The following is a 19,103-nucleotide window of genomic DNA, read 5'->3' as shown; positions in this document are numbered from 1 at the left end:
GGGGCACCGCTGCCCACCGGACCCCCGCACGGCGACCGGGGTGCGCGGCGGCCCCGGCACAGAGCCGCCGCCCGTGGTGAGATTCTTGTCCCGGTCAGACGCACTCGCGGCAGATGAGGTCGCCGTTGCGCTGGACCGCCAACTGGCTGCGGTGGTGCACCAGGAAGCAACGTCCGCAACGGAACTCGTCCTGCTGCATCGGCAGCACCTTGACCGTCAGCTCCTCGTCGGCCAGGTCGGCGCCGGGCAGCTCGAAGCTCTCCGCCACCTCGGCCTCGTCCACGTCCACGGCGCCCGACTGTGAGTCGACGCGCCGGGCCTTCAGCTCTTCCAGGCTGTCCTCGCCGAGGTCGACCTCGTCGCGACGCGGGGCGTCGTAGTCGGTGGCCATCGGTTCACTCTCCCATATCGATGTTGTCGCTTCCGGTTGTAACGCCGGACGACGTTGTTTCGGTTCCGCTGGGCGGCCACCACTTGTGTCGTTCACCCGACCCGGCAGAAGTCGGGTCGACGCCGCCAGGGAACTACCCCCAGCGAGCGCGGTACCTTACCTCCACTGCGGGCGTGGCATGTATACCGCCCTCGTGGAAGAGATGTACGCCTCCGCACGGGAAGTTGTTCCCAATGTGACTCAGGCGACATGAAGATAGGGGTAGTACTACCTCGTTCCCGGCCGGCACGCCGGCATGTCCGGCTGTTTCCACGCCGCCGCCGGACAACCGTTAACCTCAGCGGCGTACCGGACGGCCGTTCGGGCGCTTCGCCCGCCGTTGACGACCGTCGCCCTCCTCCGTCCCGGGAGCACCTTGATGAGCTTTGCGCGAGTGCGAGCACTCGTCGTCGTCGCCCTGTTGGCGATCCTGGCGCTGATCTTCACCGTTGTCGCCCTCGTCCGGGACACGCAGCGCGACGCGGGGCGCGGCGCCGGCTGCGAGGCGGGCTGGCCAGACGCGGACGTCACCCTCCGCGAGCCGGCCGAGGTGAAGATCAAGGTGCTCAATGGGACCGACCAGGTGGGCCTCGCCGGCAAGGTCTCCGACGACTTCCGAAATCGGAAGTTCCAGATCGAGGAGACCGGCGACGCGGCGAAGACCGACGCCATCGCGGTCCTGCGTTACGGGCCGAAGGGCGTTGGTTCGGCGCACCTCCTGCGGGCCTACTTCCTGGACAACGCCGCGATCGAGTTCGACCCGGAGCGCGCCGAGGCCACCGTGGACATCATCCTGGGCAGCGCCTTCCAGCAACTCGCCACCACGACCGAGGTCAACCAGTCCCTCGGTGACCTCGGGGCACCGGTGGCGCCGCCCGGCACCTGCCCGTTCCAGGAGGAGTGACCGAAACTCCGGGTGCGGCTCCCCCGCCGGTCGGTCTTCCGGGACCGCCGGCGGTTTCTCAGGGGCCGCCGGCGGCGTCGAGGTCGGCCAGCCGGTCGTGCAGCGGCGCGAAGAGCCCCGGGGGTGCGGCGATCACCAGATCCGGCCCGGCCGGCGCCCCACCCACGCCGCCGACCCGGAGTCCGGCCTCGGTGGCCACCAGTCCTCCCGCGGCGAGGTCCCAGGCGGCGAGCCCCTTCTCGTAGTAGGCGTCCACCCGCCCCTCGGCGGCGAGGCAGAGATCGAGGGCCGCCGCGCCGAACCGACGGATGTCACGGATGTGCGGAATCAGCTCGACCAGTACGCGGCCCTGGTGCTGCCGGCGGCGCGGGTCGTAGCCAAAGCCGGTGGCCACCAGGGCCTGGCCCAGATCCGGCTCGGTGGAGCAGCGCAGCCGTTGGCCGTCCCGCCAGGCGCCGTCACCGATGGTCGCGGTCCACTCCTCACCGGTGACGACGTTGCGCACCACGCCGGCGACCACCACCCCGTCCACCTCGGCGGCGAGCGAGACCGCGCTGTACGGAACGCCGTACAGGTAATTGACGGTGCCGTCAATGGGATCAACGATCCATCGGACAGCGCCAGCGGTGCCCGCCTCCCCGTACTCCTCACCCAGCACGGAGTCCCCCGGCCGGAGCCGGCGCAGCGCCTCGCGCACCTGCCGCTCCACCGCCCGGTCAGCCGCGGTCACCACGTCGGTGACGGTGCTCTTGGTCGCGGCCACCGAGACCCCCTGACTGCGCATCCGGTACGCCGTCGCGGCTGCCTCCCGCGCCACCTCGATCGCGATCTCCAGCAGTTCTCGCGGCTCCGGTACCGAGCGGACCATTCTCGTCCCCTTCCCGCACGACCGGGGTGGTCGCGACCATATGCGGGTATCATCCTTTCAAAGTCCACATCCGCGCCAAATCGGCGGTCCAATCGGCGGTCCGGCGTGCGCCGCCGAATGATCGCCGTGGACAGCGTTACAATTCACCCTGCCCACGCGCCACGGACCGCCACCAACCGGCGGGCCCGCGACACGGGGGGCCAACGACTCGCCCGGCACCGCGCTCCGCCCCACGCCGGACGACCCTGCCGTGCTCGCTCTTCGCCACCGGAAGGTCATTCGTGACAGAACCCCGCCAGACCGGCGCCGACGTTCGTTCGCTCACCGACACCTTGATCGCACATGCGCAGAGCGCTGGCGGTCAGCTCACGTCGGCACAGCTCGCGCGCACTGTCGAGTCAGCCGAGGTGACTCCGGCCCAGGCCAAGAAGATCCTCCGGGCGCTCTCGGAGGCGGGGGTGACCGTCGTGGTTGACGGTTCGGCCAGCACCGCCCCACGCCGCCGGGTGGCCGCCGCCCGGTCGACCACCCCAGCCTCCCGGGCCACCACCGCCAAGACCACCAAGAAGGCCGCCGCGCCCGCTTCCAAGGCGGCACCGACGGGGGCCGAGGCACCGGCCCCGGCGCCGCGGAAGGCCACCGCCCGCAAGGCCACCGGTGCGGCCGCCGACCCTGCCAAGGTCGCGCCGGCGAAGAAGGCCACCCGGGCCACCAAGGCGACCGTGGCCGCGGCGACCGGCCCGGCAAAGGCCACGACGAAGACGGCGAAGGCCACGAAGGCCGCCAAGAGCGGGGCTGCCGGTGAGGTCGACGCGGAGGAGTTGGCCGCCGAGATCGAGGACGTGGTGGTTGACGAGCCGGCGGAGCTGACCCGGGCCGCCGAAACCGACGCGGCGAACTCTGCCAGCGACAACGACTTCGAGTGGGACGACGAGGAGTCCGAGGCCCTCAAGCAGGCCCGCCGGGACGCGGAGCTGACCGCCTCCGCCGACTCCGTCCGGGCATACCTGAAGCAGATCGGCAAGGTCCCGCTCCTCAACGCCGAGCAGGAGGTCGAGCTCGCCAAGCGGATCGAGGCCGGCCTCTACGCCACCGAGCAGCTGCGCGCGGCGGAGGAGAGCGACGAGAAGTTCAGCCGCGACATGCAGCGCGACATGATGTGGATCTCGCGGGACGGGGAGCGGGCAAAGAACCATCTCCTGGAGGCGAACCTCCGCCTGGTGGTATCGCTCGCCAAGCGCTACACCGGCCGCGGGATGGCCTTCCTCGACCTGATCCAGGAAGGCAACCTCGGCCTGATCCGCGCCGTCGAGAAGTTCGACTACACCAAGGGCTACAAGTTCTCCACCTACGCCACCTGGTGGATCCGCCAGGCCATCACCCGCGCCATGGCCGACCAGGCCCGCACCATCCGCATCCCGGTACACATGGTCGAGGTGATCAACAAGCTCGGCCGGATCCAGCGCGAGCTGCTCCAGGACCTGGGCCGCGAGCCCACTCCGGAGGAGCTCGCAAAAGAGATGGATATCACACCGGAGAAGGTGCTGGAGATCCAGCAGTACGCCCGGGAGCCGATCTCGCTCGACCAGACCATCGGCGACGAGGGCGACAGCCAGCTCGGTGACTTCATCGAGGACTCCGAGGCCGTGGTCGCGGTTGACGCGGTGTCATTCTCGCTCCTCCAGGATCAGCTCCAGCAGGTGCTGCAGACACTGTCCGAGCGGGAGGCCGGGGTGGTCCGCCTCCGGTTCGGCCTGACCGATGGTCAGCCACGGACGCTGGACGAAATCGGCCAGGTTTACGGGGTGACCCGAGAGCGTATCCGGCAGATCGAGTCCAAGACGATGTCCAAGCTGCGCCACCCGTCCCGGTCGCAGGTTCTCCGGGATTACCTGGACTAAGGGGGCGCTGGGGACCGAAATCCGCGCCGGACCTCACGACAGACGTCAACTAAGCGTGTCAGTTTGAGCACTCTCCGCGCAACCCCATCCGTTGGTCGGATGGTTGCCCGGTTGTGATCGTTGACGTGGCACCCTTGGTACAGGGACGCTGTCGGAGTCAGGTGTGACCTCGGTCCCCCGCGGGCACACAGGGAACGCGCGCCCTGATCAGGGTGTTGCACGATAGGTGAGCAACGACCGAAGAGAGTGTTCATCGGTGACGACCAGAGGAGGAAGGCGATGACCCCGACCCTCACGCCGCCGCCCGAGACGGTGAGCCCCCCGGCCGCCGATGAACGGTGCGACCGCTGCAATGCTGCCGGCAAGCTCCGCATTACCCTTGCTGGCGGCGGGGAACTGGTATTTTGCGGACATCACGCGAACAAGTACGCGGAGGATCTCGTCAAGATCACTGTGCGGTACGCGGCGGACCCGGAGTTCAGCTGGCGTGGCGCCGATCTGATGACCAACTGAGGATCCGCAGCTGAATATGAAAGCCGGCCGGGCCCGCTGGGCCCGGCCGGCTTTGTCGTCTCCGGCGGCCTACCGTCCTCGTGTCCGGTAGCTGCCCTCCTGTTCCGGAGGACTGATCGGCTGCCGGTCGGGTCAGAGGGTCTGGACGGTGGCGATCCGCTCCTCCAGCTGCTCAATCGTCGCCTGGGCGCTGGGCGGGCCACCGCAGCGACGGCGAAGCTCCGCATGGATCTTGCCGTGCGGCTGGCCGGTGTGGTGATGCCGGGCAGCCACCAGGGCGTTCAACTGTCGGCGCAGCGCCACCCGGCGCTGCGCCGCGCTCATCGGCGCCGGCGGGGCGGCAGCGGTCGCCGCGGCCGGCTCAGCCGGCCGTGCGGCGCCCCGGCGTCGCGACGCGGCGAGCTGCTCTGCCTGCCGCTTGGACAGCAGCATGGCCACCTGATCGGCGGTGAGCAGACCGGGCAGCCCGAGATACTCCTCCTCCTCCGGCGTACCGGCCTGAGCGGCGGTGCCAAAGGACGCGCCGTCGAAGATCACCTGATCCAACTCGGCGGTCGCGGAGAGCGCGGCGAACCGCTTCTCCAGTTCACCGCTGGCCTGGTCGTCCCGCTGGGCGCGCTCCAGCAGGTCGTCGTCGAAGCCCTCCTGGTCCTTCGGCTTGCCCAGCACATGGTCCCGCTCGGCTTCCATCTCGCTGGCGAGGCCGAGCAGGTGCGGGACGCTGGGCAGGAAGACCGACGCCGTCTCCCCCGGCCGGCGGGCCCGGACGAACCGCCCGATGGCCTGGGCGAAGTAGAGCGGGGTGCTGGCGCTGGTGGCGTAGACGCCGACGGCGAGCCGCGGGATGTCCACCCCTTCGGAGACCATCCGGACCGCCACCAGCCAACGCTGCTCACCCGTCGCGAACGTCGCGATCCGGTCCGAGGCTCCCGCGTCGTCGGAGAGCACCACGGCGGCCTTCTCCCCGGTCAGCTGCTCGATGAGCTTCGCGTACGACCGGGCGGTCTGCTGGTCACTGGCGATAACCAGCCCAGCGGCGTCGGGCATTCCGGCGTTACGCAGCACCGTCAGCCGGGCATCCGCCGCCCGCAGCACCTGCGGCATCCAGTCCCCGGCCGGGTCCAGCGCGGTTCGCCACGCCTGCGCGATCAGGTCCTGGGTCATCGGCTCCCCGAGCCGGGCGGCCAGCTCCTCACCGGCGTTCGTCCGCCACCGGGTCTCCCCCGAGTAGGCCAGGAAGAGCACCGGGCGCACCACGCCGTCGTGCAGCGCGTCGGCGTAGCCGTAGACGGAGTCGGCGCGGGAGCGCAGGAGGCCGTCCCCGCCCCGCTCGTAGCTAACGAACGGGATCGGGTTGTCGTCGGAGCGAAACGGGGTGCCGGTGAGCATGAGCCGGCGCTCCGCGCCCTCGAAGGCCGCCTGCACCCCGTCCCCCCAGGTCCGGGAGTCGCCGGCGTGGTGGATCTCGTCGAGGATGACCAGGGTGCGCCGGGTCAGGGTGCGCCGCCGGTGCACCTGCGGTGCCATCCCCACCTGGGCGTAGGTCACCACAGCTCCGTGGAAGTCCGCCGACGAGTGCAGATCCGCGTTCCGGAAGGCCGCGTCGAGCTGGATGCCGACCCGGGCCGCAGCCTGGGCCCACTGGGTCTTGAGGTGCTCGGTCGGGGCGACCACGGTGATCGCCTCGATGCTGCCATCGGCGAGCAGCTCGGCGGCGACCCGAAGGGCGAACGTGGTTTTACCGGCCCCCGGGGTGGCCACCGCGGTGAAATCCGGCTCCCGCCGACGTAGGTACTCCACCAGCGCCCGGCGCTGCCAGGCGCGCAGGGCTGGGAACGTCTCGAGCGTTGGCGTCCGGGCTGCCACGCGAAGCTCCTCTCACCGCCGGCGGGACGGCCCCGACCGAGGATCGCGGGTTACGAACGCACGCCCCTGAGCCGTACCGGCATCGGCGCCGCCGCCGCCCATGAAAACGCCCCCGCGCGCAGTGCCGCGAGGGCCGGCCCAGCATAACCAGCGAGCGCCGCACGCCCCACTCGACGCCACGGTTGACGGAAGGGGGACGGAGCCGGTGGGTACCGCCGCAGCTCGCGCGGGGCGGCGAACCGCCCGAGCTCGACTCACTCGCGCATTGACTCGTAAATCTCCTTGCACTTGGGGCAGACCGGTGAGCCCGGCTTGGCCGACTTGGTGACCGGGAAGGTCTCGCCGCAGAGCGCCACGACGTAGGTGCCCATCACGGCACTCTCGGCGATCTTCTCTTTGCGCACATAATGGAACATCTCGGGGCCGGTGTCGGCGTCCTTCACCTCGGGACGCTCGAGAACCTGTGTGCTCACTTCCATACCTCCACCCACCAAGTCTGGCAGGTCACCCTTTGCCCGGTCTACTTCGAGCCCGACTGACCGACGCCGTACGGTGGGGCACTGTGACCACCTTTCACCTCCGACACGGCGCCGAGGTCGCCGACGCGCTCCGCGTCGGCCGTCCCGTGGTAGCGCTCGAGAGCACAATCGTCTCGCACGGCCTGCCCCAGCCGGACAACCTCCGGGTGGCCCGCGAGATCGAGCAGACCGTCCGCGACGCCGGCGCGGTACCGGCCACCATCGGCATGGTCGCCGGCCAGCTCGTGGTCGGCCTCGACGACGCGGAGCTGACCCGCCTCGCCACCGTTGACGACGTGGCCAAGCTCTCCGTACGCGATCTCGCCGTGGCCGCCGCGACCGGCGCGGACGGCGCCACGACCGTGGCGGCTACCAGCGCGGTGGCCGCGGCGGCGGGGATCCGGGTGTTCGCCACCGGCGGTCTCGGCGGCGTGCACCGCGAGGCGGCCCAGAGCTTCGACGAGTCCGCCGACCTGACGACCCTGGCCCGTACGCCGATCGCCGTGGTCTGCGCCGGGGTGAAGTCGATTCTCGACTCGGGCGCCACGTTGGAACGCCTGGAGACACTCGGGGTCGGGGTCGTCGGCTACCGTACTCGCCGCTTCCCTGGCTTCTACCTCACCGACGGCGGCTTCGACCTGGACTGGTCGGTCGACTCACCGGAGCAGGTGGCGGGGGCGCTCGCCGCCCAGGAGCAGCACGGGTTGCACTCCGGCGGTCTGGTCGTGGCCAACCCGCTGCCCACCGACGAGCAGCTCGACCCGGCGCTTCACGATCGCACCCTGGCCGAAGGACTGGCGCTGTTGCGGCGGGAGGGGATCACCGGCAAGGCGGTGACCCCGTTCCTACTGGCGCACTTCCACTCCGCGACCGAGGGGGCCAGCCTCGCGGTGAACATCCGGATCATCCTGCGCAACGCCGACCTCGCCGCCCGGATCGCGGTCGCGTCGGCTGCCCGGCAGGCATGACGCCACCCCGGGTGGTCGTCGTCGGCGACCTGATCACCGACGTGGTGGCGGTGCTGGCCGGACCGCTCACGACCGGTTCGGACACGCCGGCCGAGATCCGGTTCACCGGGGGCGGCCAGGCGGCGAACACCGCGGCCTGGCTGGGCGCGTTGGGCATGCCCGTGACGTTGGTCGGGGCGGTGGGCGACGACGGTCCCGGCCGGGACCGGGTCGCCGAGTTGGAGCGCGGTGGGGTCGACTGCGCGGTCACCCAGGTACCCGAGGTCCCCACCGGAACGGTCCTGGTGCTGGCCACCAGCGACGAACGCACGATGGTCACCGAGCGGGGGGCGAACCTGTGGCTTTCGCCGGTGGCGGTGGACGCCGCTCTTGACGCCGCGCCCGACGCCGGCCATCTGCACCTGTCCGGTTACACCCTGCTGGATGCCGAGTCCCGACCGGCCGGGCTCCGCGCACTGGCCGCGGCCCGCGAACGGGGGCTTTCGATCAGCGTTGACGCGGCCAGTGCGGCGCCGCTGCAGCGGGTCGGCGCGGCGGCCTTCCTGAGCTGGGTACGCGGCATCGACCTGCTCCTGGTCAACGCCGCGGAGGCCCGAGTGCTGGCGGGCGGGCTCGACCCGGCGGCGCAGGGGCGGGTGCTCTCCGCCTCGGCCCGGCGGGTGGTGGTCAAACGGGGAGCGGCCGGCGCGGTCTGGGTGGACCGGGACGCCATGATCGCGGTAACCCCGACCCGACGGATGGCGGTGGTCGATCCCACCGGGGCCGGCGACGCCTTCGCTGCCGGCCTGCTCTCCACCTGGCTGACCGGGACGACCCCGGAGGCGGTGCTGCAGCGGGCCGGTGACCTGGGCGCCTCGGCGGTCGGCCAGGTGGGGGCCCGACCACCGATCTGACGCCCGGTCACTGCTCGGCGTCGACGACCTTGTGCGGCGGTTCCTCGGCTGTGAGACTCATCGGCGTCGGGTCCGCCAAGGAGCGGGACCGGGGCCGGAACCGGCTACCGAGGCGGTGCTTCTCCTTCGGCGGCCGATCGTTGGCCAGCAGCACGGCCAGCCACGGGATCAGGATCATGCCCAAGCCGGCCAGGGGCAGCCAGAGCCAGAGCATGGGGGCCTCCACGCCGACCAGGATCGCGCCGACGATCAGACACGCCACCCGGACACCCATCATCAGCACGTACCGCTTCTGGCGGCTGGTGAGCTGATCGTCCTGGCTACGCGGGGCGTCGGTGATCAGGATCGGCTGGTACGCCGGACGCTTCACCACGGACCTCCTCGGGGATCCCCCTCATCCTGTCACCTCGCCCTCCGGCCGCGGGAGGTCGCCGTCAACCTCGCCCTCCGGCGCTGCGCGCGTCGCCCGGCTCCTGCGCGCGCCGACATGCTGCCGGCCCGGTCGGCCCGCGGTCAGTCCACCGCCGTGATTCATCCCGCACACCGCATCACGGTGAGGTTAGCCTGTGCTAACTTCACCGGGTTGGTCTCCGCCGACCTGTCGTGTGAATGGGGTTCGTCGTGTCTGCACTCTTCCGCCGGTCCGCTGCGACGTTCGTCGCGACCGGACTACTCTCCGTTGGCCTGGTCGCCTGCGGGTCCGGTGCGGATGACACCGACCCCGGCGAGCCCAACGACAAGATCATCACCGTCTACAGCGGGCGGAACGAGAAGCTCGTCAAGCCGCTGCTGGAGAAGTTCACCGAGCAGACCGGCATCGAGGTCCGGCCCCGATACGCCACCACCGCCCAGTTGGCGGCGCAGCTCGTCGAGGAGGGCGACCGGTCCCCGGCCGACATCTTCTTCGCCCAGGACGCCGGCGCCCTCGGCACCGTGGCCAAACAGGACATGTTCGCCACGCTGCCGGAGACCAGCACCGGCCAGGTCACCGAGACCTACCGGGCGCGCAGCGGCCAGTGGGTCGGAGTCAGCGCCCGCTCCCGGGTGCTGGTCTACAACGCCGACCAGGTCCCCGCCGACCAACTCCCGACATCCGTCTTCGACCTGACCGGCCCGGCGTGGAAGGGCAAGGTCGCGCTCGCTCCGACCAACGCCTCCTTCCAGGCGTTCGTCACCGCGATCCGGGTACAGCACGGCGACCAGCGGGCGCAGGACTTCCTGTCCGGCCTCAAGGCCAACGAGGCGCAGATCCTCGACAACAACATCCGGATCGTTGAGGCCGTCGACGCCGGCGATGTCCCCATGGGACTGGTCAATCACTACTACCTCGGCGCGATCGCCGAAGAGCAGGGCAGCACGCCGGAGGCGTTGCAGGCCAAGCTGCACTTCTTCCCCGACGGTGACACCGGCGCCCTGGTGAACATCGCCGGCGTCGGGGTGCTCAACCGGGCCGCCGAGGACGCCGACGCCCAGGCGTTCGTCGACTTCCTGCTCGGCGCGGAGGCCCAGCGGTACTTCGCCGAGGAGACCTTCGAGTACCCGGTGGTGACGGGCGTGCCCGGTCCGACGTACGTGCCGCCACTGGCCGACCTGAAGGTGCCCGCCATCGACCTCAACGACCTGGACACCCTTGAGGCCACCGTCGCCATGATCACCGACTCGGGGCTGGTGCCCTGAGCACTCCGACGACCACGGCGGGGTCGGCCACCAGCGGGCCGGCCCGCTTCGCCGTACCCAACCGGGTGCGACGGCTGACGCCCCGACCGGTGCTGCTGGCGGCGTCGACCGCGGCGGTGGTAGTAGCCCTGCTGCCCCTGACCTACCTCGCGCTCCGCACCGCGGAGGCCGGCGGGGACCGAGTCGTCGACGAGTTGTGGACCGAGCGGGTCGCGCTGCTCGCCCTCCGCAGCCTCGCCCTCGCCGCGGTGGTCACCGCCGCCTGCGTCCTGCTCGGTGTCGGCACCGCCTTCCTGATCACCCGCACTGAGCTGCCCGGACGGCGGTTCTTCGCAGTGCTGGCGGCGCTGCCGCTGGCCGTCCCCACCTACATCGCGGCCTTCGCCTGGCTCTCCGAAATACGCGGGCTGGAGGGCTTCTGGCCGGCGGCGCTGGTGCTGACGCTCTGCTCCTACCCCTACGTCTTCCTGCCGGTCGCGGCGGCACTGCGCGGCGCGGATCCGGCCCAGGAGGAGGTGTCCCGGTCACTGGGGCGCAGCGGATGGCAGACGTTCACCGCGGTGACCCTACGCCAGATCCGTCCCGCCACGGCGGCGGGCGGGCTGCTGGTCGCCCTCTACGTGCTCTCCGATTTCGGGGCCGTCTCGATCCTGCGCACCGACACCTTCACCCGAGCCATCTTCGTCGCGTTCGACCTGGGGTTCGACCGCACCGGCGCGTTGGTGCTCGCCAGCGTGCTGGTGGTACTGACCATGCTGCTGCTCACCGCCGAGACCACCACCCGGCGGCGGGGCGCCCGCTACGCACGACTCGGCGGCATCCGCCGCCCACCGGCCCGGCTGCGGCTCGGCGCCGCCCGCTGGCCGGCGTTCGCCGCGCTGCTCGGCGTGGCGGCACTCGCCCTCGGGGTGCCCGCGCTGAGCCTGGCCCGACGGCTCGCCGACGGTGTGTCCCGCCCGGGTGCCCTGGCCGAGGTGGCCGTCGCCGCCGGCAACTCGTTGACCGTCTCGTTGAGTGGTGCAGCGCTGACCATGCTGCTGGCGCTGCCGTTGGGGCTGCTCGTCGCCCGCGCGCCCAACGCGCTGACCACGGTGCTGGACCGGCTCGTGTACCTCGCCCACGCGCTGCCCGGGGTCGTGATCGGGCTGTCGCTGATCTTTTTCGGTATCACCGTGGCGTACCCGCTCTACCAGACCCGCTGGCTGCTGGCGCTGGCGTACGCGACCCTCTTCCTTCCCCTCGCGGTCGGCGCGGTTGCCGGCGCCGCCACCCAGTCCCCACCGGGGCTGGAGGAGGTGGCCCGCTCGCTGGGCCGGGGCCCACTGACCGTACTGCGTACGGTGACCCTGCCGCTGGTCCTGCCCGGCATCGGTGCGGGTGCGGCGCTGGTCTTCCTGACCGGCATGAAGGAGCTTCCCGCCACCCTGCTGCTGCGGCCGACGGGGACAGACACCCTCGCCACCGAGCTGTGGACCGCCACGTCGGTCGGCGCGTACGCTGCGGCCGCCCCGTACGCGGCGCTACTGGTGGCGATCTCGGCGCTGCCCACCTGGCTGCTGGTCTCTCGCAGCGGCCTGCTCGACAAGGAGGACCGGGGATGAGTGAGGTAGCGCTGACCGGGGTGGTCCGGCGGTACGGCGCGGTCACCGCGCTCGCCGGTGTCGACCTCACGGTGCCGTCCGGACTACTCACCGCCGTGCTGGGGCCCTCCGGCTGCGGCAAGACGACACTGCTGCGCTGCCTCGCCGGGTTCGAACGCCTCGACGACGGCGAGATCCACATCGATGGCGTCCCGATCGCCGGGCCCGGCCGGCACCTGCCCGCCCACCGTCGCCGCATCGCCGTGGTGCCCCAGGAGGGCGCACTCTTTCCGCACCTCAGCGTCGCCGACAACGTCGGGTACGGCTTGGGTCGCGCCGCCCGCCGAGGCGACCGGATCGAGGAGGTGCTGACCCTGGTGGGCCTTGCCGGGCTCGGCCACCGGATGCCACACCAGCTCTCCGGCGGCCAGCAGCAGCGGGTCGCGGTGGCCCGGGCGCTCGCGCCCCGCCCATCGGTGGTGCTGCTGGATGAACCCTTCAGCGCCCTCGACGCCGGGCTCCGGGCCGGACTGCGTCACGACGTCCGGGAGGCCCTCCGCGCCGACGGAGCGACCGGCGTGTTGGTCACCCACGATCAGGGCGAGGCGCTGTCCGTGGCCGACCGGGTGGTGGTGCTACGCGCCGGTCGGGTGGTACAGGCCGGGACGCCGACCGCCGTCTACCGGGAGCCAGCCGACGAGTGGGTGGCCGGTTTCGTCGGCGACGCGGTGTTGCTGCCGGCGGTCGTCCTGGACGGTGGCACCGCACGCACCTGTCTGGGGGACGTGCCGGTCGCCGACGGCGCCCCGGCCGGCCCGGTGACCATCCTGGTCCGACCGGAGCAGGTCCGCCTGGGCACCGGCCCGGGGACGGTCACCGCCACCGTGCTGCGGCACGATTTCCACGGGCACGACGCGCTGGTCGGCCTCCGGCTGGCCGATGGCACCCGGGTCACCGCCCGGATCCTCGACGGCAGCCCGACGGTGCCGGTAGGTGCCGAGGTCGGAGTCACCGTCGAGGGCACCGCCCGCGTCTTCCCCACCACCGTCACCTCCACTCTGATCAGCGTGTAGGCGCGGCAGCCCCGGCGACGCCGTGACGGCGCAGGCCCCGCCTGGCTGACACCTGCGGCCGAAGTCCGGCGGGTGCCGCCCACGACAATGTCGATGGCGGGCAGGATAGCGACGTGGACCCAGATGACATGCTCTTCTCCCCCGCCGGCGTGGCGGCGCTGCGCAACGCGTTGACCCGGGCGAACTTCACCTCGAACGGGATCGCCGGCCGGCTGGGGTCGCAGGCGACCGGCGGGATGGCCCGCAACGACTTCCGAGCCGCGCTGCGCGCCACCGAGGACCGCGATCCCCTCGCCACCCTGATCCGGCTCTTCGTCTGCGAACAGACCGAGCCGTACGAGGCGGTCGCCACCGCGCTCGCGCCGCTGCCGATCAAGGAAGCGCTCGCCGGTGGCGTGGTCGAGCGCCACGGCGACGGCCTGCGGATGGGCCTCGACCTGGAGCCGTACGGGGATGACTGGTGGGTGCTCGCCGACGCGCCCGCCAGCACCCACCCCGGCCGGGCGTTACCGGCCGAGCATGTGCTCGGCATCGGCGGCGCCACCCAGACCCTGATCGGGGCGACCGTCCGGCAGCCGGTCGAGACCGCACTCGACCTGGGAACCGGCTCCGGCGTCCAGGCCCTGCACCTCTCCACCCACGCCCGGCGGGTCACGGCCACCGATCTCTCCGAGCGGGCGTTGCGCTTCGCCGCGACCACCGCCGCCCTCAACGGGCAGGACTGGGAGTTGCTTCGCGGCGACCTGACCGCCCCGGTCGCCGGGCGCCGCTTCGATCTGGTGGTCAGCAACCCACCATTCGTAGTCGGGCCGGGCACCACCACGCACGTCTATCGAGACTCCGGGCGGGTGGGCGACGCGATCGGCGCCGAGTTGGCCGCCGCCGCCCCGAGCCTGCTCACCGAGGGCGGCACCATGCAGTACCTCGCGAACTGGGTGCACGTCGCCGGTGAGGACTGGGCCGAGCGGGTCGCCGGCTGGTTTGCCGGCAGTGGTCTGGACGCCTGGGTGATCCAGCGCGAGGTCGCTGACCCGATGGCGTACGTCAACCTGTGGCTCTCCGATGTCGGCGAAACGGCCAGCCCGGAACGGATGGCCGAGTGGTTGGACTGGTTCGACGCGCACAAGGTGGAGGCGATCGGCTTCGGCATCGTCTCGCTGCGCCGCTCCGGCCACGACGACCCGGTCGTCCGGGTGGAGGAGCTGCGTCAACTGGTCGAGACGCCGCTCGGCGACCGCGTCACCGAATGGTTCGACCGCCAGGAGTGGCTCCGGGTCCGCGACACCGACGGCCTACTAGCGGCGCGTTACCGGGCCGCCGACGACCTCCAGCTGCGGCAGGAGGCCACCATGAGCGACGAGGGGTGGTCGGTAAACCGACAGATCCTCGCCATGCCGCACGGCCTACGCTGGACCGAGGAGATCGATCCAATCGTCCTGGCCCTGGTCGGCGGGGCGGATGGGCGGTTGCCGCTGCGCGATCAGCTCGCCCTGCTCGCCTCCGCGCACGACGTGGCCCCGGGCGAGCTGGCGGAGGCGGCCGGCCCGATCGTGGCCCACCTGGTCGAGCGCGGTTTCGTCGAGCCGGTGGTGAAGTGATGCGGGCGGTGGTGCAGACGGTCGGCCGGGCCCGGGTCACGGTTGACGATGTGGTGGTGGGGGCGATCGACGACGGCCTGCTGGTGCTGCTCGGGGTGACCCACTCCGACACGACGCAGACCGCCCAAACCCTCGCCCGCAAGGTGCACGAGCTGCGGATCCTCGACGGGGAACGGTCGGCCGCCGACCTCGGTGCCCCGATCCTGGTGGTCAGCCAGTTCACCCTCTACGGGGATGCCCGCAAGGGCCGCCGCCCGAGTTGGACCGCCGCCGCCCCGGCGGAGGTGGCCGAGCCCCTGGTCACTGCGGTCGTTGAGGAGCTGCGCACCCGTGGGGCCAAGGTGGAGACTGGGCGCTTCCGGGCCCAGATGCTGGTGGAGAGCGTGAACGTCGGCCCGCGCACCATCCTGCTCGACCTCTGATCGCCGCGACGACCGGCCGGCAGCCAGGTCGCACCTCACAGCGGTAACACCATTTGGGTAATCAATCACTCACGGAGTGTTTACCTATCAGGACGCTGTGGGTAGAACTGTGTCTATGTCTTTCCCATCAATCCCCTTCGCTGCTGGCGGGTCACGGCGGCGGCTGCTCGCCGCCGTCGTGGCCGCCAGCATGATCGCGGCTTCCGTCGCCGCGATCGATCCGGCCGCCGCGAACACCGGCCTGTCCCCGACAACCGCCCCCCTCGCCACACCCGGCGCCGCTTCGGAGGCGCACACCGTCACCCTGGTCACCGGCGACATCGTCACCGTCCGCACCCTCGCCGACGGCAAACCCCTCACCGAGGTCGACCAGCCCGACGACGCCACCGGCGGCTTCAGCGTCCAACAACACGGCGACGACCTCTACGTCATCCCCGACGAAGCCATCCCCCTGCTCGCCGACGACCGACTCGACCAGCGACTGTTCAACGTCACCGACCTCATCGAGATGGGCTACGACGACGCCCACACCACCGACATACCGCTGATCGCCACCTACCCCGAAACAGCCCGCACCACCACCAGCACCGCCCCCGAGGGTGCAACGCTGACCCACGGCCTACCGGCCATCAACGGCCACGCCCTCACCACCGACAAAGAAGACACCCGCACCCTCTGGACCACCATCAGCTCCGCTTCCGGCTCCGATCAGACCCGCACGGAAAGCGGCATCGCTAAGCTCTGGCTCGACGGTCAGGTACACGCCACCCTCGCCGACAGCGTCCCCCAGGTCGGTGCCCCCGAGGCCTGGGAGGCCGGCTATGACGGCGATGGCACCACCGTCGCCGTCCTCGACACCGGCATCGACCCCACCCACCCCGACCTCACCGACCAAATCAAGGACAGCGTCAGCTTCGTCCCCGACGAGGACGCCACCGACCCGCAGGGACACGGCACCCACGTCGCCTCGATCATCGCCGGCACCGGTGCGGCCTCCGACGGCGACAACACCGGCGTCGCCCCCGCAGCCGACCTACTCATCGGCAAAGTCCTCAACAACGGAGGCGTCGGCTACGACTCCTGGATCATCGCCGGCATGCAGTGGGCCGCCGAATCCGGCGCCGACGTGGTCAACATGAGCCTCGGCTTCGAGGCGCGCACCGATGTCCTCGACCCGATGACCCTCGCCGTGGAGAACCTCTCCGCACAACACGACACCCTCTTCGTCATCGCCGCCGGCAACAACGCAATGACCATCGCCACTCCTGGCAACGCCGAAAGCGCGCTGACCGTCGGCGCTGTGGACAAGCAGGACCAGCTCGCCGGGTTCTCCAGTGTCGGACCACTGGCGGGGAGCGGAGGGCTCAAGCCCGACCTCACCGCCCCCGGCGTCGCCATCAACGCCGCCCGCTCCCAACACAGCACCGGCGACGGCATGTACACCATCAAGACCGGCACCTCAATGTCAGCCCCACACGTCGCCGGAGCAGCAGCCATCCTCGCCCAGCAACACCCCGACTGGACCGGCCAACAAATCAAAGACGCCCTGATGAGCAGCGCCGAGGCACTGAGCGACAGCTACACCGCGTTCCAGGTCGGCACCGGCCGACTCGACGTGCAAGCGGCCGTGGACAGCACCGTACACGCCGCCGGCTCCGCCTTCATCGGCTACTTCGAATGGCCACACCAGCCCACCGACACCCCCGCCACCGAACCGGTCACCATCACCAACACCGGCACCACCCCGGTCACCCTCGACCTGGCCATCACCGGCAGCGACGCATTCACCCTCAACGACTCCACAGTGACCGTGCCCGCGGGCGGTCAGGTGGACGTCCCGGTGACCGCTGACCCGAGTGGAATCGCCATCGGCTCACACTCCGGCCACCTCGTCGGCACCGACCCCAGCACCGGCGAAACCCTCACCCGCACCGCCCTCGGCCTCCTCAAAGAAGACGAACGCTACGGCCTGACCATCAAACTCCGCGACCACAAGGGCGACCCCACCCAGGCATTCATCCTGTTCCAGGCGGACGACAGTTGGTTCCGCCGGTATATCCCAGTCGATGGCGAACGGACGCTGCGCCTGCCACCGGGGACCTACACGCTGGAGACGAAAGCGGAGATCCCGGGTGAGCAAGCGGACTCCCTCGGCTACGCCCTACTGGCCGCCCCGAGGGTCGTGCTCGACAAACCAACCGAGGTAAACCTGGACGCCAGCAAGGCCCGACTCCTCGACACCACCACCCCCCAACGCACCGAAAACCGACAGCGCCTACTCCAGTACACCATCGACCACGGCACCGGTACCGACCCTTACCACTACTTCCATTTCATCCCGGCGGCATACGACGACCTGTACGTCCTACCGATCGAAAAGACCACCGAAACCTCATTCGCCATGGCGGCGAAATGGCGTAAGGGCGCACCGGTCCTGGGCCTGCGCGCCCTCGGCCTGCTCCCCATCGACGCCATGGTCCAACCCGGCAGCACCATCACCACCGGCACCCAATGGCTACGCCCCATCTACGCCGGCACCGGCGCCCCCGAGGACTACGCCAACCTCGACGCCGACGGCAAAATCGCCGTCGTCACCCGCAACGACGAGGTCAGCGCACCCGACCGCGCCGCCGCCGCAGCAGCCGCCGGAGCCGAAATACTCCTGGTCGTCAACGACAACCCCGGAATCCTCCACGAAGAGGTCGGCAACTCCCCCATCCCCGTCGCCAGCATCCACCGCGACATCGGAAACGCCCTGATCACACTCGCCGAACACGGCATGCCGCCGCTGAAGGTCACCCAGGATCAGTACCCCGACACCATCTACGACCTGGCCAAAGTCTGGCGGGATCAGGTGCCGGACCAGCCGCTCACCTACCACCCCAGCCACCACGACCTGGCCCGAATCGACGCCCGATACCACGCCGTCCATGACACCGAAGGTTCCGGCTTCCGCGCTAGCACGGCCATCGGCCACCCGATCGCGGTTAGCGAGCCAGAGTCGCACCCCGGCACCCGCACCGAATGGGTCACCCCCGAAATCCCCTGGATCGAACACCACGAACAGTCCGGTTGGAACGTCAGGGCCGACCAACGCACCTACGCGAAAGGCACGACCAGCAGAGTAAACTGGTTCGCACCTGCTATCCGACCGGCCTTCAACCAGTCCTCCTATCTTCGAAACAGTCGGTACCAGGACTACATGACTCTCAACCCGCTCCCCTGGAGCCCCTCGGGCGTGCTCGACTACGGCGGGACGACGGGGTATTCCGCCCAGGAACACATCAAGCTCTATCAGGGCGACACCCTGCTGCACGAGAGAACCACGGACTCCTCCCTGCCGAACAAGGAGGTGCCGGCCGGCACGCTGCCGTACCGGCTGGTGTTGGACGCGTCGCGCCCGGCCGACGACTGGCGACTCTCCACCCGCACCCACACCGAGTGGGACTTCATCTCCAGCACCAACGACGCTGGCCCGTTCGACCCCGTCCCGATCACGCTGCTGCAGCTCGACTACGACCTGGAGACCGACCTGCGCGGCGACGTCAAAGCCGGCACCAAACAAGAAATCAGCATCACCGCCAGGCCACAGCCGGGCGGCTCCGGCACCGGCACCATCACCTCAGTGAAGCTCGAGGTCTCCTACGACGACGGCACCACCTGGAAACCCGTCACCCTCAAACCGGGCGACAACGACCGCCACACCGGAAAGCTGAAACTGCCAAAGCAACCCGACGGCTTCATCTCCCTCCGCGCCGCCGCCGAAACCGACACCGGCTTCGCCATCCGACAAGAACTCACCCGCGCCTACGGCCTGCGCTGACCCAACCAACGGGGTCCCCGAACCAACGACGCTCCGGGGACACTGACCCAGCCAGCGGGGTTCCCGAAC

16 protein-coding genes are annotated in these 19,103 nt (G+C 70.5%); 11 read left to right on the top strand and 5 right to left on the bottom strand.

Annotation, left to right across the window (positions count from 1 at the left end; all coding sequences use genetic code 11):
• Window positions 1–94: 94 nt before the first annotated feature.
• On the bottom strand, window positions 95–391 hold the full coding sequence (locus AC1UKG_RS18965) for a DUF4193 domain-containing protein (RefSeq protein ID WP_011905376.1): 297 nt from the start codon (window positions 389–391) through the stop codon (window positions 95–97).
• 433 nt (window positions 392–824) lie between these two features.
• On the opposite strand from AC1UKG_RS18965, the gene AC1UKG_RS18960 reads away from it, so the two are divergent.
• Entirely contained in the window at window positions 825–1,334 is a 510-nt protein-coding gene (locus tag AC1UKG_RS18960) for a LytR C-terminal domain-containing protein (RefSeq protein ID WP_026325474.1), read from the top strand.
• Between the two features lie 58 nt (window positions 1,335–1,392).
• Here the strand turns inward: AC1UKG_RS18960 and AC1UKG_RS18955 are convergent, their stop codons facing one another.
• Window positions 1,393–2,202 (bottom strand): inositol monophosphatase family protein, encoded by an 810-nt coding sequence (locus tag AC1UKG_RS18955; protein WP_018745425.1) that lies wholly within the window; start codon window positions 2,200–2,202, stop codon window positions 1,393–1,395.
• Window positions 2,203–2,483: 281 nt separating this feature from the next.
• On the opposite strand from AC1UKG_RS18955, the gene AC1UKG_RS18950 reads away from it, so the two are divergent.
• Both AC1UKG_RS18950 and AC1UKG_RS18945 read left to right on the top strand, forming a co-directional pair.
• Window positions 2,484–4,103, top strand: a complete 1,620-nt coding sequence (locus tag AC1UKG_RS18950) for an RNA polymerase sigma factor (RefSeq protein ID WP_018745424.1) — start codon at window positions 2,484–2,486, stop codon at window positions 4,101–4,103.
• 279 nt (window positions 4,104–4,382) lie between these two features.
• Window positions 4,383–4,616, top strand: coding sequence for a DUF7455 domain-containing protein (locus tag AC1UKG_RS18945; protein ID WP_012181646.1), 234 nt, complete (start codon window positions 4,383–4,385; stop codon window positions 4,614–4,616).
• A gap of 132 nt (window positions 4,617–4,748) precedes the next feature.
• Here AC1UKG_RS18945 and AC1UKG_RS18940 read toward each other — a convergent pair whose 3' ends face one another.
• Together AC1UKG_RS18940 and AC1UKG_RS18935 are read right to left on the bottom strand one after the other, a co-directional pair.
• Window positions 4,749–6,482 (bottom strand): DEAD/DEAH box helicase, encoded by a 1,734-nt coding sequence (locus tag AC1UKG_RS18940; RefSeq protein WP_018745423.1) that lies wholly within the window; start codon window positions 6,480–6,482, stop codon window positions 4,749–4,751.
• Between the two features lie 254 nt (window positions 6,483–6,736).
• The gene (locus AC1UKG_RS18935; RefSeq protein ID WP_018220546.1) at window positions 6,737–6,961 is read right to left on the bottom strand and encodes a DUF3039 domain-containing protein; all 225 of its coding nucleotides are present in this window, start codon (window positions 6,959–6,961) and stop codon (window positions 6,737–6,739) included.
• Window positions 6,962–6,993: 32 nt separating this feature from the next.
• On the opposite strand from AC1UKG_RS18935, the gene AC1UKG_RS18930 reads away from it, so the two are divergent.
• Window positions 6,994–7,968 (top strand): pseudouridine-5'-phosphate glycosidase, encoded by a 975-nt coding sequence (locus tag AC1UKG_RS18930; RefSeq protein ID WP_196230293.1) that lies wholly within the window; start codon window positions 6,994–6,996, stop codon window positions 7,966–7,968.
• On the top strand, window positions 7,965–8,861 hold the full coding sequence (locus AC1UKG_RS18925; protein ID WP_018745422.1) for a PfkB family carbohydrate kinase: 897 nt from the start codon (window positions 7,965–7,967) through the stop codon (window positions 8,859–8,861). The genes AC1UKG_RS18930 and AC1UKG_RS18925 overlap by 4 nt, the downstream gene beginning before the upstream one ends.
• A 7-nt stretch (window positions 8,862–8,868) precedes the next feature.
• Here the strand turns inward: AC1UKG_RS18925 and AC1UKG_RS18920 are convergent, their stop codons facing one another.
• On the bottom strand, window positions 8,869–9,231 hold the full coding sequence (locus AC1UKG_RS18920) for a DUF3099 domain-containing protein (RefSeq protein WP_018745421.1): 363 nt from the start codon (window positions 9,229–9,231) through the stop codon (window positions 8,869–8,871).
• 239 nt (window positions 9,232–9,470) lie between these two features.
• Here AC1UKG_RS18920 and AC1UKG_RS18915 point away from each other — a divergent pair, with 239 nt between their 5' ends.
• The 6 genes from AC1UKG_RS18915 to AC1UKG_RS18890 all read left to right on the top strand — a co-directional run bounded on the left by AC1UKG_RS18915 (window position 9,471) and on the right by AC1UKG_RS18890 (window position 19,034).
• Entirely contained in the window at window positions 9,471–10,538 is a 1,068-nt protein-coding gene (locus AC1UKG_RS18915) for an iron ABC transporter substrate-binding protein (RefSeq protein ID WP_018745420.1), read from the top strand.
• A gap of 65 nt (window positions 10,539–10,603) precedes the next feature.
• Entirely contained in the window at window positions 10,604–12,139 is a 1,536-nt protein-coding gene (locus tag AC1UKG_RS18910; protein ID WP_482642218.1) for an ABC transporter permease, read from the top strand.
• On the top strand, window positions 12,136–13,191 hold the full coding sequence (locus tag AC1UKG_RS18905) for an ABC transporter ATP-binding protein (protein WP_018737496.1): 1,056 nt from the start codon (window positions 12,136–12,138) through the stop codon (window positions 13,189–13,191). The genes AC1UKG_RS18910 and AC1UKG_RS18905 overlap by 4 nt, the downstream gene beginning before the upstream one ends.
• A 113-nt stretch (window positions 13,192–13,304) precedes the next feature.
• Window positions 13,305–14,789: a DUF7782 domain-containing protein gene (locus AC1UKG_RS18900; protein WP_482642219.1), complete on the top strand. Its 1,485-nt coding sequence runs from the start codon at window positions 13,305–13,307 to the stop codon at window positions 14,787–14,789.
• Window positions 14,789–15,211, top strand: coding sequence for a D-aminoacyl-tRNA deacylase (dtd, locus tag AC1UKG_RS18895; RefSeq protein ID WP_018732712.1), 423 nt, complete (start codon window positions 14,789–14,791; stop codon window positions 15,209–15,211). Before AC1UKG_RS18900 ends, dtd begins: the two co-directional genes overlap by 1 nt.
• A 115-nt stretch (window positions 15,212–15,326) precedes the next feature.
• Window positions 15,327–19,034: a S8 family peptidase gene (locus AC1UKG_RS18890; protein WP_482642220.1), complete on the top strand. Its 3,708-nt coding sequence runs from the start codon at window positions 15,327–15,329 to the stop codon at window positions 19,032–19,034.
• The last annotated feature ends 69 nt before the right edge of the window (window positions 19,035–19,103 follow it).

It is taken from the genome of Salinispora sp. CH2A1_6, from assembly GCF_056820975.1.
The sequence above is the reverse complement of the archived record's forward strand: the minus strand, read 5'-3'. Positions and strand labels throughout refer to the sequence as shown.

What these genes read in the sequence shown, in the direction of transcription:
- AC1UKG_RS18890 (WP_482642220.1), top strand. Translation starts at nt 15,327, where the DNA reads ATGTCTTTCCCATCAATCCCCTTCGCTGCTGGCGGGTCACGGCGGCGG.
- AC1UKG_RS18945 (WP_012181646.1), top strand. Translation starts at nt 4,383, where the DNA reads ATGACCCCGACCCTCACGCCGCCGCCCGAGACGGTGAGCCCCCCGGCC.
- AC1UKG_RS18915 (WP_018745420.1), top strand. Translation starts at nt 9,471, where the DNA reads ATGGGGTTCGTCGTGTCTGCACTCTTCCGCCGGTCCGCTGCGACGTTC.
- AC1UKG_RS18955 (WP_018745425.1), bottom strand. Translation starts at nt 2,202, where the DNA reads ATGGTCCGCTCGGTACCGGAGCCGCGAGAACTGCTGGAGATCGCGATC.
- AC1UKG_RS18905 (WP_018737496.1), top strand. Translation starts at nt 12,136, where the DNA reads ATGAGTGAGGTAGCGCTGACCGGGGTGGTCCGGCGGTACGGCGCGGTC.
- AC1UKG_RS18935 (WP_018220546.1), bottom strand. Translation starts at nt 6,961, where the DNA reads ATGGAAGTGAGCACACAGGTTCTCGAGCGTCCCGAGGTGAAGGACGCC.
- AC1UKG_RS18965 (WP_011905376.1), bottom strand. Translation starts at nt 391, where the DNA reads ATGGCCACCGACTACGACGCCCCGCGTCGCGACGAGGTCGACCTCGGC.
- AC1UKG_RS18925 (WP_018745422.1), top strand. Translation starts at nt 7,965, where the DNA reads ATGACGCCACCCCGGGTGGTCGTCGTCGGCGACCTGATCACCGACGTG.
- dtd (WP_018732712.1), top strand. Translation starts at nt 14,789, where the DNA reads ATGCGGGCGGTGGTGCAGACGGTCGGCCGGGCCCGGGTCACGGTTGAC.